11 protein-coding genes are annotated in these 14,435 nt (G+C 63.2%); 4 read left to right on the top strand and 7 right to left on the bottom strand.

All coding sequences use genetic code 11. The features are described 5' to 3' along the window. The first annotated feature begins 200 nt into the window (after positions 1-200). From D3879_RS00925 to D3879_RS00940, 4 genes are all read left to right on the top strand, one after another. Entirely contained in the window at positions 201-1,211 is a 1,011-nt protein-coding gene (locus D3879_RS00925; RefSeq protein ID WP_119952270.1) for an ABC transporter permease subunit, read from the top strand. Between the two features lie 61 nt (positions 1,212-1,272). Next, positions 1,273-2,178, top strand: coding sequence for an ABC transporter permease subunit (locus D3879_RS00930; protein WP_119952271.1), 906 nt, complete (start codon positions 1,273-1,275; stop codon positions 2,176-2,178). Between the two features lie 72 nt (positions 2,179-2,250). Further along, positions 2,251-3,237, top strand: coding sequence for an ABC transporter ATP-binding protein (locus D3879_RS00935; protein WP_119952272.1), 987 nt, complete (start codon positions 2,251-2,253; stop codon positions 3,235-3,237). Next, entirely contained in the window at positions 3,234-4,217 is a 984-nt protein-coding gene (locus tag D3879_RS00940; protein WP_119952273.1) for a peptide ABC transporter ATP-binding protein, read from the top strand. Before D3879_RS00935 ends, D3879_RS00940 begins: the two co-directional genes overlap by 4 nt. Before the next feature lie 266 nt (positions 4,218-4,483). Here the strand turns inward: D3879_RS00940 and D3879_RS00945 are convergent, their stop codons facing one another. The 7 genes from D3879_RS00945 to D3879_RS00975 form a co-directional block, all read right to left on the bottom strand. Continuing rightward, positions 4,484-5,404 (bottom strand): 5-oxoprolinase subunit C family protein, encoded by a 921-nt coding sequence (locus D3879_RS00945; RefSeq protein WP_119952274.1) that lies wholly within the window; start codon positions 5,402-5,404, stop codon positions 4,484-4,486. Further along, positions 5,401-6,078, bottom strand: coding sequence for a 5-oxoprolinase subunit PxpB (gene pxpB / locus D3879_RS00950; protein ID WP_119952275.1), 678 nt, complete (start codon positions 6,076-6,078; stop codon positions 5,401-5,403). The genes D3879_RS00945 and pxpB overlap by 4 nt, the downstream gene beginning before the upstream one ends. Before the next feature lie 7 nt (positions 6,079-6,085). Then, a complete protein-coding gene (locus D3879_RS00955; RefSeq protein WP_119952276.1) occupies positions 6,086-6,832 on the bottom strand; it encodes a 5-oxoprolinase subunit PxpA in 747 nt (248 codons plus the stop codon). Between the two features lie 216 nt (positions 6,833-7,048). After that, positions 7,049-9,613 (bottom strand): PepSY domain-containing protein, encoded by a 2,565-nt coding sequence (locus tag D3879_RS00960; RefSeq protein ID WP_119952277.1) that lies wholly within the window; start codon positions 9,611-9,613, stop codon positions 7,049-7,051. A 164-nt stretch (positions 9,614-9,777) separates the two neighbouring features. Next, complete coding sequence (locus D3879_RS00965; protein WP_119952278.1) at positions 9,778-10,461, bottom strand: Fe2+-dependent dioxygenase; 684 nt, start codon at positions 10,459-10,461, stop codon at positions 9,778-9,780. Between the two features lie 70 nt (positions 10,462-10,531). Continuing rightward, complete coding sequence (locus D3879_RS00970) at positions 10,532-12,838, bottom strand: TonB-dependent receptor (RefSeq protein ID WP_119952279.1); 2,307 nt, start codon at positions 12,836-12,838, stop codon at positions 10,532-10,534. Between the two features lie 182 nt (positions 12,839-13,020). Continuing rightward, positions 13,021-14,184, bottom strand: coding sequence for a type III PLP-dependent enzyme (locus tag D3879_RS00975; protein WP_119952280.1), 1,164 nt, complete (start codon positions 14,182-14,184; stop codon positions 13,021-13,023). Between the last annotated feature and the right edge of the window lie 251 nt (positions 14,185-14,435).

Here is a 14,435-nt window from a genome sequence, read left to right on the forward strand (position 1 = left end):
AATCGCCGTACCTCAACGAACAGCGGATTACGCTTCGCTAATCCGCCCTACATGACTGTAGGAGCGGATTTATCCGCGAAGAGGGCGCCTCGGTAGCCCAAGCGCATCGCGGATAAATCCGCTCCTACACAAGCATAACGAACCGGCCGGCCTATGCAGCCAGTCGAACAGATGAACCTGATGTGGAGTGCCGAAACGCCATGCTGTCCTTTATTGCCCGCCGCCTGGGGCTATTAATCCCCACCTTCTTCGGCATCACCTTGCTGACCTTCGCGCTGATTCGCCTGATCCCCGGCGACCCGGTGGAAGTGATGATGGGTGAACGCCGCGTCGACCCGGAAATGCACGCCCAGGCCTTGGAGCGCCTGGGCCTGAACAAACCCCTGTATGAACAGTACCTGAACTACATCGGCGATCTCGTCCAGGGGAATCTGGGCGAATCGCTGCGTACCCGCGAGAGCGTCTGGCACGAGTTCCTCACCTTGTTTCCAGCGACCCTGGAGCTGGCCATCGCCGCCCTGCTGTTCGCCGGCACGCTCGGCCTACTCGCCGGGGTGATCGCGGCGTTGAAGCGCGGCTCATTGTTCGACCATGGGGTGATGGGCATCTCCCTGGCCGGTTATTCCATGCCGATATTCTGGTGGGGCCTGTTGCTGATCATGTTCTTCTCCGTCGGCCTCGGTTGGACGCCGGTCTCCGGGCGCGTCGACCTGCTGTATGACATCCAGCCGGTTACCGGTTTCATGTTGATCGACACCCTGCTCGGCGATGAAGAAGGTGCCTTTATGGACGCCCTACGACACCTGATCCTGCCGGCCATTGTGCTCGGCACTATCCCATTGGCGGTGATCGCGCGGATGACTCGCTCGGCGATGCTCGAAGTGCTGCGCGAAGACTACGTGCGTACTGCGCGCGCCAAGGGCCTGTCGCCGGCCCGCGTGGTTTTCGTGCATGGCCTGCGTAATGCACTGATCCCGGTGCTGACGGTGTTCGGCCTGCAGGTCGGCACGCTGCTATCCGGTGCGGTGCTGACTGAGACCATCTTCTCCTGGCCGGGCATCGGCAAATGGCTGATCGAGTCGATTGGCGCCCGCGATTATCCGGTGGTGCAGAACGGCATCCTGTTGATCGCCTGCCTAGTGATCCTGGTCAATTTCGTCGTAGACATCCTCTATGGCCTGGTCAATCCACGCATCCGTCATCAACGCTAAGAAGCTGTTTCAAATTGTCTGCGCATCGACGATTTTGAAAACACCTTCTATGGAGGCAAGCATGAATACCACTACTGCACTGGCCGACCCGAGCGCCCTCTACCCCTCGCCGCTGAAAGAATTCTGGCAGGCCTTCGCGCGCAACAAAGGTGCGGTCGCCGGCCTGCTGTTCATGACCCTGATCCTGTTCTGCGCGCTGTTTGCGCCCTGGGTCGCGCCGCACGATCCGAGCGAGCAGTTTCGGGATTTCCTGCTGACCCCGCCGTTCTGGCTGGAAGGCGGCAACGCGCAGTTCCTGCTGGGGACCGACGAGCTCGGCCGTGACCTGCTGTCGCGGCTGATCCACGGTTCGCGCCTGTCACTGCTGATCGGTTTGAGCTCGGTGCTGATGTCGCTGATTCCGGGGGTTTTTCTCGGCCTGATCGGCGGTTTCTTCCCGCGCATCCTCGGTCCCGCGATCATGCGTGTGATGGACGTGATGCTGGCCCTGCCCTCGCTGCTGCTGGCGGTGGCGATTGTCGCCATCCTCGGCCCAGGGCTGATCAATACGGTGATCGCGATTGCTGTCGTGTCGCTGCCGTCATATGTGCGCCTGACCCGTGCCGCGGTGATGGGCGAACTGAACCGCGACTACGTTACCGCCGCGCGTCTGGCCGGTGCCGACTTGCCGCGCCTGATGTTCATCACCGTGCTGCCCAACTGCATGGCGCCACTGATCGTGCAGGCAACCCTGAGCTTTTCTTCGGCGATTCTGGATGCCGCCGCACTGGGTTTTCTCGGCCTCGGCGTACAGCCGCCAACCCCTGAGTGGGGCACCATGCTGGCCTCTGCGCGCGACTACATCGAGCGCGCCTGGTGGGTGGTCAGCCTGCCTGGCCTGACCATCCTGCTCAGTGTGCTGGCGATCAACCTGATGGGCGACGGCTTGCGCGATGCGCTCGACCCGAAACTCAAGAATGCAGTCTGAGGAGTCCAAGGTGAGAAAAATCACTGACCCGCTCTATTTCATGGCGGTTTACGCCCCCAAGGAGCCCGCCGTATGAGCCTCCTCGACATCCGTAATCTCAGCGTGCGCTTCGGCGACGCGAATGCAGTGCCAGTGGTCGACGGCCTCGATCTGTCCGTCGAGAAGGGCGAAGTGCTGGCCATCGTCGGCGAGTCCGGCTCCGGTAAATCGGTGACCATGCTGGCGCTGATGGGGTTGATCGACGCCCCCGGCATCGTCAAGGCCGACGAACTCAGCTTCGATGGCACCGACATGCTCAAGCTGAAAGGTCGGCAACGTCGGCGCATCATCGGCAAAGACCTGGCCATGGTTTTCCAGGACCCGATGACAGCCCTCAACCCCAGCTACACCGTGGGTTTCCAGATCGAGGAAGTGATCCGTCAGCACCTCGGCCTGTCCGGCAAAGCCGCGCGCCAACGGGCACTGGAACTGCTTGAACGGGTCGAGATTCCCGGCGCTGCCAGCCGCCTGAACGCTTATCCGCACCAACTTTCCGGCGGTATGAGCCAGCGCGTGGCGATCGCCATGGCCATTGCCGGCGAGCCGAAACTGCTGATCGCCGACGAGCCGACTACCGCGCTGGACGTCACCATCCAGGCGCAAATCATGGACCTGCTGCTCGATCTGCAGCGCGACCGGAACATGGCCCTGGTGCTGATCACCCACGACCTCGCGGTGGTTGCGGAAACCGCCGACCGAGTCTGCGTGATGTATGCCGGTCAAGCGGTGGAGGTCGGCAAGGTGCCGGAGTTGTTCGATGCGCCGGCGCACCCGTACACCGAAGCCCTGCTGGCGGCGATCCCCGAGCACTGCCAGGGTGCCACGCGCCTGTCCACGCTGCCGGGCATCGTCCCCGGCCGTTACGACCGGCCGCACGGTTGCCTGCTTTCGCCGCGCTGCCCATATGCCCAAGAGCAATGCCGTGCACAACGTCCAAGCCTCGACCCGAGCGCTCTGGGAGCGGTGCGTTGCTTCTTTCCACTGAACCAGCTGCCATTGAATCAGGAGGTGACGCGATGAGTGTCGTACTGACCGCCCGCGATCTCACCCGCCATTACGAGGTGTCCCGTGGTCTGTTCAAGGGCCACGCCACCGTGCGCGCCTTGAACGGGGTGTCCTTCGAGCTGGAAGCGGGCAAAACCCTGGCCGTGGTCGGCGAGTCCGGCTGCGGTAAATCCACCCTGGCCCGCGCCCTGACCTTGATCGAGGAGCCCTCTTCCGGCTCTCTTCAGATTGGCGGCCAGGAAGTCACCGGCGCCAGCAAGGCCGAGCGCAAGCAACTGCGTCGCGATGTGCAGATGGTCTTTCAAAGCCCCTACGCCTCGCTCAACCCACGGCAGAAGATCGGTGATCAACTGGCCGAGCCGCTGCTGATCAACACCTCGCTGTCGCGCAGCGAGCGGCGCGAGAAAGTCCAGGCGATGATGCAGCAAGTCGGTCTGCGCCCCGAGCATTACCAGCGCTACCCGCACATGTTCTCCGGCGGTCAGCGCCAGCGGATCGCCCTGGCGCGGGCGATGATGCTCAACCCGAAAGTGCTGGTGGCGGACGAACCGACTTCGGCACTGGACGTGTCGATCCAGGCCCAGGTGCTCAACCTGTTCATGGACCTGCAGGCCGAGTTCAATACCGCCTACGTGTTCATCTCGCACAACCTCGCGGTGGTGCGGCATGTCGCCGACCAGGTGCTGGTGATGTACCTCGGTCGCCCGGTGGAGATGGGCCCGAAAGAATTGATCTACAGCCGCCCGTTGCACCCCTATACCCAGGCGCTGCTCTCGGCCACGCCGACCATTCACCCGGACCCGCTGAAACCGAAGATCAAGATCGTCGGCGAACTGCCCAACCCGCTCAATCCGCCTTCGGGCTGCGCGTTCCACAAGCGCTGCCCGTACGCCACCGAGCGTTGCCAGACCGAGGAGCCGGCGCTACGTCTGCTGGATGCGCGGCAGGTGGCTTGCCACCACGCAGAGCGGATCAACGCGCTAGTCTTGCCGTAGCCCCTCTCGGATTGCGCCGCGCTTTGCCTCCCCTCTCCCTAACCCTCTCCCCCAAGGGGCGAGGGAATGGAGTGTGCGGGCTGCAACTGGAGTGAATGGCACCAGCTGTAGGCTGGGTAGAGCCCTGCGGGCGAAACCCAGCTAAATCGCCGCACATGCTGGGTTTCGCTAACGCTCTACCCAGCCTACGGTCTGTTCGCTAAGGACTCCGCGTGGCGGCTATTCGCGAGCAGAGCTCGCTCCTACACAATCCCCGCCCACCCGTTTCAACGCCCAAAGAAACGATAAAAAACACGCAACTGCGCCTGCGCATCGCTCAGGCTGATCACGGTGAAACGCAGGTTCTGCTGCGCCGGGCATTGCGCCAGTCGGCCCAAATCCAGCGGATGCAGCCACCCGAGTAGCGGGTAACCGCCCATGGTCTGTCGGTCTGCCAGCAGCACAATCGGCTGACCATCCGGCGGCACCTGAATGGCGCCCGTCGCCACCCCCAGCGACCATTGCCGCGCCGGCACGCTCAACGCCTGCCCCTGCAAGCGTGCACCCATGCGGTCGGACTGCGGGCTGAGCTGCCAGTGTTGGGCGAAGAAGGCTTGCAACTGGTCCTCAGCGAAACTGGCCGCATCACCGCCTGTGATTACCCGCAACAGCGGTATCTGCCGGTGGTCCGGGATATAGGGCCAAGGCACGCTGGCCGGGCAAGACAACTGCGCCGGCGCACAGCTCAGGCAATCGCCAGCCAACAGCGCGCGTCCATCCGCGTGTACACCGCCCAACCCCTCGCGCACCTGACAGGCGACACTGCCCAGCACCGGTGGCGCGCTAAAGCCGCCGGCCACCGCCAGATAACCGCGCTGGCCGCTCCGGGCAAACCCCAGGCTCAAGCGCTGACCGGCCCGTAGCGGAAAACGCGACCAGCCCGGTCGCACCTGCCCCTCCAGCTGTATCGGCAGATCGGCGCCGCAGACCGCAACCCAGGTATCCACCTGGCTTTCCAGCTCCACCCCACCGAGCGCGATCTCCAACAGCGGCGTGCCCCAAGCATTGCCCAGCAGCCGATTGGCCCACGCCGCCGCCTGCTGATCCAGCACACCGGCCGGGGAGACGCCAAGATGCTGCCAGCCGAAGCGCCCGGCATCCTGCAACAGGCTCAACGGGCCTGGCTTGATGACCTTGAGCCCCGTCACAACTCACCACCCTGGGCGAGGTAATTCTGCCGATCGATCGGTACAAAGCGCACCCGGTCGCCCAGTGCCAGCGGACACACCGGTGTCGCACGGGCGTCGAACAAGCGCCAAGGGCAACGGCCAATCAGGTGCCAGCCGCCTGGCGAGGCTTGCGGGTAGATCGCGGTTTGGCGTTCGGCAATCGCCAGGCTACCGGCTGGCACCTGCGTGCGAGGCGTGGCGCGACGCGGCAGCGCCAGGCGGGCGTCCAGCTCGCCGAGGTAAGCGAAGCCCGGGGCGAAACCGATGGCGCCGACCCGGTATTCGCCCGCGCTGTGCAACTCGATTACCTCGGCCACGCTCAAACCGCAGGCGGCGGCCACGGACTCAAGGTCTTCAGCGACGTACCAGATCGGGATTTGCTGTAAGCGCCCGGCCTCGCTTGGCGGCGGCTCGGCCTGCCAGGCTTCCAGCAAGGGCGCCAGCTGCGCGGCCAATTGCAGGTGATCGGTACGCATGAGGTCGTAATGCAGCAGCAGGCTGGTCCAGCCGGGCACCAGGTCAATCAGCATCGGGCCTAGACGCTGACGGATACGCTCGGCCAGCAGGGCAATGCGCAGCGGTAAATCCGCATCCGGGGTTTCGGCCAGCACCAGCAGCAGCGCTTGTGCACCGGCCGGTTCGATTCGCATCATCGCCGGCTCATGCCGCGTCCAACATTGCGCGCAGACGCCGCAGCACGGCCAGTGACTCGGCATTGTCGCCATGCACGCAGAGGCTGTCGGCGCGCAGCTGCAGCGGCGCACCATCCAGATCGGGGAACGGCTCAGCACGGGCAATCGCCAAGGCCTGTTGCAAGATCCGCTCGGGATCATGATGCACCGCAGCGGCCAGACGCCGTGGCGCCAGTTGGCCATCGGCCAGATAAGCGCGGTCGGCAAAGGCCTCGAACAACAGCGGCACCCCGACGGCCGCGGCCAAGCGCTGTTCGCGACGGTTATCGGCCAAGGCCAGCACCATCAGCGGCAAGCCCGGGCGAAAGGCGGCGCAGGCTTGCAGCACCGCAGCCAGTAACGCGTCGTTGCGCACCAGGTCGTTGTACAGCGCGCCATGCGGTTTGACGTAAGCCAACTGGGTACCGGCGGCGCGGCAAAAGGCCTCCAGTGCGCCGATCTGATACAGCACCATGGCCCGCACCTCCTCCGCCGAGCAGGCCATATGCCGGCGACCGAAACCGACCAGATCCGGGTAAGCCGGGTGCGCGCCAATCGCCACGCCGTGCTGCGCAGCGAGCGCCACGGTGCGCTGCATGGTCAACGGATCGGCGGCGTGGAAGCCACAGGCCAGGTTGGCCTGATCCACCAGCGGCATGGCGTGAGCATCGTCGCCCATGCTCCAGACGCCGAAGCTTTCACCCATATCGCAGTTCAGTAGGATTCGTTTGTTCATGGGCGCTAGCTTCCAGCGTCAAGCGGCGCGCTGCAAGCCCACCCTACAACGCATTTCACGGCAGCAGATTTCCGAACGTAGGCTGGGTAGAGCATAGACCCGTAGGGTGGATTAGCCGCGCCGCGGCGTAATCCACCAGAGGCATTGCAAGGTGAAACCTGCGGCGGCAGTGTGGCGGATTACGCTGCGCTAATCCGCCCTACTTCGCCCTACGGCTCAATACACATCGCGGCGGTAGCGGCCCTCTTCCGTCAGCTGCTGCACAGCCTGCGCACCGAGCAGTTCGTTCAGCACCTGGTCGACGCCCTCGGCCATCCCCTGCAGGCTGCCGCAGACATAGATCGCTGCGCCCTCGGCCAGCCAGTTGCGCAGTTCATCCGCAGCCCCGCGCAGGCGGTCCTGCACATAAATCTTCTGCGCCTGATCGCGGGAGAAGGCCAGGTCCAGTCGCGCCAGTGCGCCGTCGGCCAGCCAGCCCTGCAGTTCAGCGCGGCAGAAGAAATCGTGGGCGGCGTTACGCTCGCCGAACAGCAGCCAGTTGTGCTTGCAGCCCTCGGCGATGCGCGCCTTGAGCAGGCTGCGCAGGCCCGCCAGACCAGTGCCGTTACCGAGCAGGATCAGCGGACGCGGCTCTTGTGGCAGGTGGAAGCCGCTGTTACGGCGCAGGCGCAAGCTGACCGCAGCGCCGGCCGGCGCGTACTCGGTCAGCCAGCCGGAACCCAGGCCCAAACTGCCATCCGCGTGGCGCTCCTGACGCACGATCAGCTCCAGCGCGCCATCACTCGGCAGCGAAGCGATCGAGTATTCGCGCGCCGCCAGCGGAATCAGCGCATCGACCAAGGCTTGCGCATGCAGGCCGACCAGATGCTCGCGGCTCGGCGGCAGCTGCCGGCTCGCCAGCGCCTGAGCCAGGGTTTCGCTCAGACCGGCCAGCTGCACCGGCGTCTGCGCCGCCACGCCCAGGCCGGCGAGAAATGCCTCGACCGCTATGGCGCTGTTACGCGGCAGCACCTCCACCAGATCGCCGGCGAGCCAATCGCCGGCCGCGCTGCTTGGCGCAGCCAGGCGTAATAGGAAGGTCGGCGCACCAGCGCTGCCGGAATTCAGCAACTCACGCCCACTCAAGGTCCAACTGGCAAAGTCTGGTGCCTGCCAAGCCGTCAGCGCTTGGCAGCCGGTCAACTGGCCAAGCTGCTGCTGCCAGTGTTGCAGTGCAGTACCGTCGCCGTTATCCACCTCGACCGGCGCGAACAGACTCTGCGCGCCCTGCTGACCGAGCCAGCCGTGCAAACGCCGGGCAAAGCCGCAAAACTGCGCGTACTGCCGATCGCCCAGGGCCAGCACGGCGTATCTCAGGTTACCCAGCGTCACGGCTTGACCGAGCAGCTTGCGCTCGAAACCGCGGGCGCTGTCCGGGGCTTCACCATCGCCAAAGGTGCTGACCACAAACAACGCGTTTTGCGCCTGGCGCAGACTCTGCTCATCCAGCGCCGCCAGCGGCTGCACCCGCACTGGATGGCCGGCGGCCTGCAAATGCCCGGCGGTCTGCCAGGCCAACTGTTCGGCGAAACCGCTCTGGCTGGCGAAGCCGATCAGCCAGCCGTCTCCACCGCTGGTGCGGATATCGCCACGCGCCGTACGGATCGCGCGCTGCTTGCGCCGCCGGTCGAGGTAGAGCAGCCAGCCGGTGATGGCGAACAACGGCATCGCCGCGCTGGCCAGCAGCATCAGGATGCGCCCGGCCAGGCCGAAGTATTCGCCAACGTGCAGGGCGTAGACGCTGGTCAGCAACTGCGCCTTGAAACTCTTGTCGTTGTAGCGCTCGTGGCGGGCGATCTTGCCGCTGGCCGGGTCGAGCAGGATCTGATTGAGCGCGCGCGGGTGGTCGGCATCTGCCAGCAAGTAGAACACCGTCGCCGGCTGCCCGCCGACCGGCGGCAGGCGCAGGTTGTAGGCTGTCATCTGCGGCCCGGCGGCATTCTGGATGCTCTGCCACACCGCCGGGTAGTCGACCACCAGCGGCGGCCCGGGCGGCGCCGGCATACCCCGCCCGCCATCGCTGCGGCCCTCGCCACGTCCAGCGGGCTTGCCGCGCGCCTCACCGGCCGGCGCATCGGCGAGCAGCTTGGTCAGCCCCTCGCGATACCAGTCGTAAGACCAATACAGCCCGGTCAGTGACGCCAACAAATAAAACGCCAGACACCAGGTCCCAGCGACCGAATGCAGATCCCAATTGAAGTTACGACCCTTGCGCGCCCAATCCAGGGTCAGCCAGGCGCGCCAGTTCAGCGCCTGGCGTGGCCAGCGCAGATAGAGGCCAGACAGACAAAAGAAGATGAGGATCAGGGTGCAGGCGGCGGTGATCTGTTTACCGAACTCACCCAGGGCGAGGAAGCGGTGCAACTGCAGCATCAGGCCAAAAAACTGCTGCCCCGTCGGCTCGTCCAGCAACTCGCCGCTGTAGGGGTCGAAATAACGCATCGGCCCGCGCCGCTCGCCCGGCGGTGGGGTGAAGAACACCCGTGCGGCGTTGCCGCTCGTGGTTTCGACCCACAGGCTAGCGATCGTCTTACCCTCGGCGGCCTCGATCTTCTGCACCAGCTCGGCCGGCGCCAGCACGCCGGACTCACGCACCTGGACCCGCAAGGTGTCCGGGTTGAGGGCGCGCATGATCTCGCCTTCAAAGGAATACAGCGCACCGGTTACGCCCATCAACGCCAGCACCAAGCCGGCGCTGATGCCGAAGAACCAGTGCAACTGGAACAGAGTTTTTTTCAACACGGGAAGAATCCACCTTCAGCGGGTAACGGTCCGACACCATAACTGCGAAGCAATTCTATTTGAGAATGCATTACATTGGAGCCGTAACCGGGCGCTTTTATCTTTTATGTTCAGCTCTGCTCGCGATCGCTTTTTGGAGTTCAGATCGCGAGCAGAGCTCGTTCCTACACATCAGCCCAGCGCCGCAGCAGGTTGTGATACACGCCGGTCAACTGCACGCTGCTGGCGTGCCCGGCGCCCAACTCACTATTGAGTTGTTGGATGCTCGAATCCAGATCGAACAAGAGACTGCGCTGGCCGTCATCGCGAACCATGCTCTGCAGCCAGAAGAACGAGCAGACTCGTGCGCCGCGAGTGACTGGGTTGACCCGGTGCAGGCTGGTAGACGGATAGAGGATCAGATCGCCGGCCGGCAGCTTGACGCTGTGCGCACCATAGGTGTCTTCCACCAGCAGCTCACCGCCGTCGTATTCGTCCGGGTTGCAGAAGAACAGCGTGGCGGACAGATCGGTACGGATGCGCTCGCCCGTACCACGCACTTCGCGCACGGCGTTATCCACATGCAGGCCGAACGACTGCCCACCCTGGTAGCAGTTGAACAGCGGCGGGAAAACCTTTTTTGGCAGGGCTGCGGAGATGAACAACGGATTGCGCTCGAGTGCCTGAAGGATCAGTTCGCCCATCTGCCGTGCCTGCGGGCTGTCCTCCGGCAATTGCAGGTTGTCCTTGGCCATCGCCGACTGGAAACCTGCAGTCGCCTTGCCATCGATCCACTGCGCCTGCTGTAACAGGCGCCGGCACTCGGCGACCTGTTCGGGGGTCAACACCTTGGGGATATGCACCATCATCGCGACGATCTCCTGATACGCCAAAGCCCCGCCGAATGGGCGGGGCTTTGATTGCAACGGTTTTTAAGCTTTAGAACGAGTAGTTGGCGGTCAACACGGCGGAGCGACCGTCGCCGGGGACCAGCGAGGAGGAGCGACCAGTCGTACCTGCGGTGGTGCGGATGCGGTCGTAGTACTCCTTGTCGAACAGGTTGTAGAGGTTCAACTGCAGGCTGAGTTCATTGTTGACCTCGTAACCCACCAGCGCACTGTGCAACCAGTAGGCCGGCACCTTGGCGGTACCGGTGTTGGCGACGTTACGCTCGTCGACGAACTGCGCGCCATAGCCAACTTCCCAGCCCTGCGGCAGGTCATAGCTGGTCCACAGGCTGAAGGAACGCGGCGGGGTGTTGGCCAGCGCCTGCCCCTCCTCGGCCAGATCGGTCGCCGATGTGCCGGTCTTGCGAATCTCGCTGCGCATCTGGGTGTAGTTGGCAAAGGCCTCCCAGTTGTCGGTGATCTTGCCGGACAGTCCCAGCTCGAAACCCTCCACGCGCTGCTCGCCGTCCAACTGATAGCTCACCCCGGCACCGCTATCCACATCAACGCGGCCATTGGTCTTGTCGACCCGGAACAGCGCGGCATTGACCGCCAGCCGCTGATCCAGCAGATCCCACTTGGTGCCCAGCTCCCAGGTTTCGTTCTTCTCCGGGTCCAGATTCTGCGTCTTGTCGTTCAGGCCGGTTCCGCTGGTGCCGCCCAGATTGCCACTGCCGGTCAGGCTCTCCGCCGAAGAGTTGTAGGAGTTGCCCCAGGCGACATAGATGGCGCCGTTCGTCGCTGGCTTGAACACCAGGCCGGCGCGGCCGCTGAACATGTCATCCGAGGAGTCCTGCTTGCCGCTCCAGGCGTACTGGCTGCCGTAACCCGGTACCACTGCTACGGTGGCGGTCTTGCCCTCACCCTCGTAGCGCTCGTAACGCAGGCCCAGGTTCAGCTCCCACTGCTCGCTCAACTCCAGGGTGTCGAAGGCGTAGAGCGCCCGGCTATCCAGCTCGGACTCGGCGCGGCCGGTGTCCTGCTTGTTGGTCGGCCCGCTGTAGTAGCCCTCGGGATTGTGCAGGTCGAACAACTGGTTGGCGGCCAGGGTGTTGTAGCTGAAAGTGGTGCGCTCGTATTTCTCCTGAAAAATCTCGGCCCCAGTGACCAGGGTGTGGGCGATGAAGCCCGTATTGAAGTTCCAGGTCAGGTTGGTCTGATTGATCGCCAGCTTGGTGCTGTAATCGCGACCAAAGCCCGCCGCGCCGCCATAGGTGTATTTGCCGGCCGGTACGGGTCGAACCCCACCGGGCAACGAGCCGTTGGAGTCATAGGTGCCGGTGTTGATCTGCGCGGCGGTGACCACGGTGGTGCGATCGGTTTCCGAGTAACGGGCGCTGTTGGACAGGCTGACCAGGTCGTTGAAGTCGTGCTCCAGCTTGACGGTGAAGCTGTCGATATCGGTTTCCTCGGTGTCCAGGTTGCGGAAACCGTAGTAGTTGTCGCGATCGACACCCGCCAACACCTTGCCGTTGAGGGCTGGCAGGCCGTAGTCCGGCAGATTGTCGTCGGACTGATGGAGATAGCTCAGAGTCAGGCGGGTCGGCGTGCCCAATCCGAAGCTGAGGGACGGCGCGATGCCCCAGCGGTCGTAATCGATCTGGTCGCGGCCAGCCACATCGTTCTGGTGGGCCATCAGGTTGAGCCGGAAGGCCGCCCCTTCGATGCCGTCCAGCTGCTGATTGGTGTCGGCGGTCAGGCGCTTGTAGTCATCGGTGCCGAGGCCGGCGCCGAGGGTGGTTAAGGTGCCGAAGTGCGGCGTCTTGCTCACCAAGTTGATCGAGCCACCCGTGGTGCCGGCGCCGGAGTAGACCGAGCTCGGGCCCTTGACCACTTCCACCGACTCCAGGTTGAAGGTGTCGGAACGGGTAGTCTGGGCGCTGTCGCGCAGGCCATCGATCATGATGTTGTTGTTGGCGCTGAAACCGCGAATGTTGATGCTGTCGCCCAGGCCGCCACCGCCCTCACCAGCGGCGAAGGTGATGCCGGAGACGTTGGACAGCACCTGGCGCAGGCTCAGGGCGCCCTGCTCCTGAATGACTTCCTGCGGCACCACGGTGATGGTTTGGGGAGTGTCGAGCAGCGGTGCGGTGTATTTCGGCGAAGAGGCTTGCTCGACCTTGTAGCTTTTCGCCTTCTCCTGCTTGCCTTGCACGTTCACCGCGCCCAGCTCCACCGCTTGGCTCTTGCTGCTCTCTGCCGCCAGGCCAGTACAGGCGAAGGACGCAATGGCAAGACCGATAGCGGAAGCCAGCAGGCGAGGCTGTGGCAAATTGGAGGACATCGCTTTCTTGTTCATAAGAATCACTCCCCAAGTAAAATGAGGCGCGATTCTATTTGAGAAACAATCTCAATCAACAGCAAGTCGCAATCTTTACAAACTCTTTACATATCTCCATGGAACCGTGCAAACCCACCAGTTTCTGCAGCCCATAACGACAAAACCCCGCCAAGGCGGGGTTTTGCAATCTGACTCAACGCTTACAAATAGAAAGCCTTCAGCGGCGGAAAGCCGTTGAACTCCACCGCGCTGTAGCTGGTGGTGTAGGCCCCGGTGGACAGCCAGTAGAGGCGATCACCGATCGCCAGGTTCAGTGGCAGGCCGTATTTGTAGTTCTCATACATGATGTCGGCGCTGTCGCAGGTCGGGCCGGCGATCACCACTTCCTCCACTTCGCCCTTCTTCTCGGTCCAGATCGGGAACTTGATCGACTCATCCATGGTTTCGATCAGGCCGGAGAACTTGCCGACATCGACATAAACCCAACGCTCAACGGCAGTACGCGACTTACGCGCGACCAGCACCACTTCGCTGACCAGCATGCCGGCGTTGGCGATCAGGGAGCGACCCGGCTCGAGGATGATTTCCGGCAGGTCATCGCCGAAGTCTTCCTTGAGGAAGCGGATGATCTCTTCGGCGTAGGTTTCCAGGCTGTTGGTACGGGTGATGTAGTTGGCCGGGAAACCGCCACCCATGTTGATCATCTTAAGTTCGATGCCGTCTTCTTCCTTCAGGCGCTCGAAGATCACCTTGACCTTGGCGATGGCCGCGTCCCACACGCTGATGTCGCGCTGCTGCGAGCCGACATGGAAGGAGACGCCATAAGGCACCAGGCCCAGTTCGCGAGCGAGAATCAGCAGGTCCATGGCCATGTCGGTCTGGCAGCCGAATTTGCGCGACAGCGGCCAATCCGCCGTGGTCGAGCCTTCGGTGAGGATGCGTACATAGACTTTCGAGCCCGGCGCTGCCTTGGCGATGTTGCGCAGGTCGGCTTCCGAGTCGGTGGCGAACATACGCACGCCCTTCTCGAAGAAGTAGCGGATGTCCTTGGATTTCTTGATGGTGTTGCCGTAGCTGATGCGCTCCGGGCCAACGCCCTGATTCATCACCTTGTCCAGCTCGTAGATCGAGGCGATGTCGAAGTTCGAGCCCTTGTCCTTGAGCAGATCGATGATCTCGACTGCCGGGTTGGCCTTCACCGCGTAGTAGACCTTGGCGAACTCGAAACCTGCGCGCAGGTCATCGTAGGCCTGGCTGATGATCTGGGTGTCGATCACCACGAACGGGGTTTCTTGCTGATCGGAGAACGCCTTCATTTTCTGGAAGGTTTCACGCGCGTAGTAGTCTTCGACCTGAATCGACATGCTAGGGACTCCATATGGCAAAACAAACAAAAGTTCTAAGGGGTGCCTTACTCAATAAACCGCAAAGCTCGAACGCCTAATCCGTTTCCCCACTTTGGTTCGCCTACTTCCCAAGGCATGTCGCCGAGGATTACCTGCCAGCAGTGGCCTGCAACCTCTCGTCGTCAGTACTTGAGCCGGATGGATCGTTTCCAGCATGGACGTTCGGGCGCGAACTTTAGGAGCATGTGGGGCTGAGATCAATCAAAAAT

Source organism: Pseudomonas cavernicola (assembly GCF_003596405.1).
In the GTDB taxonomy this organism is placed as follows: Bacteria; Pseudomonadota; Gammaproteobacteria; order Pseudomonadales; family Pseudomonadaceae; genus Aquipseudomonas; species Aquipseudomonas cavernicola.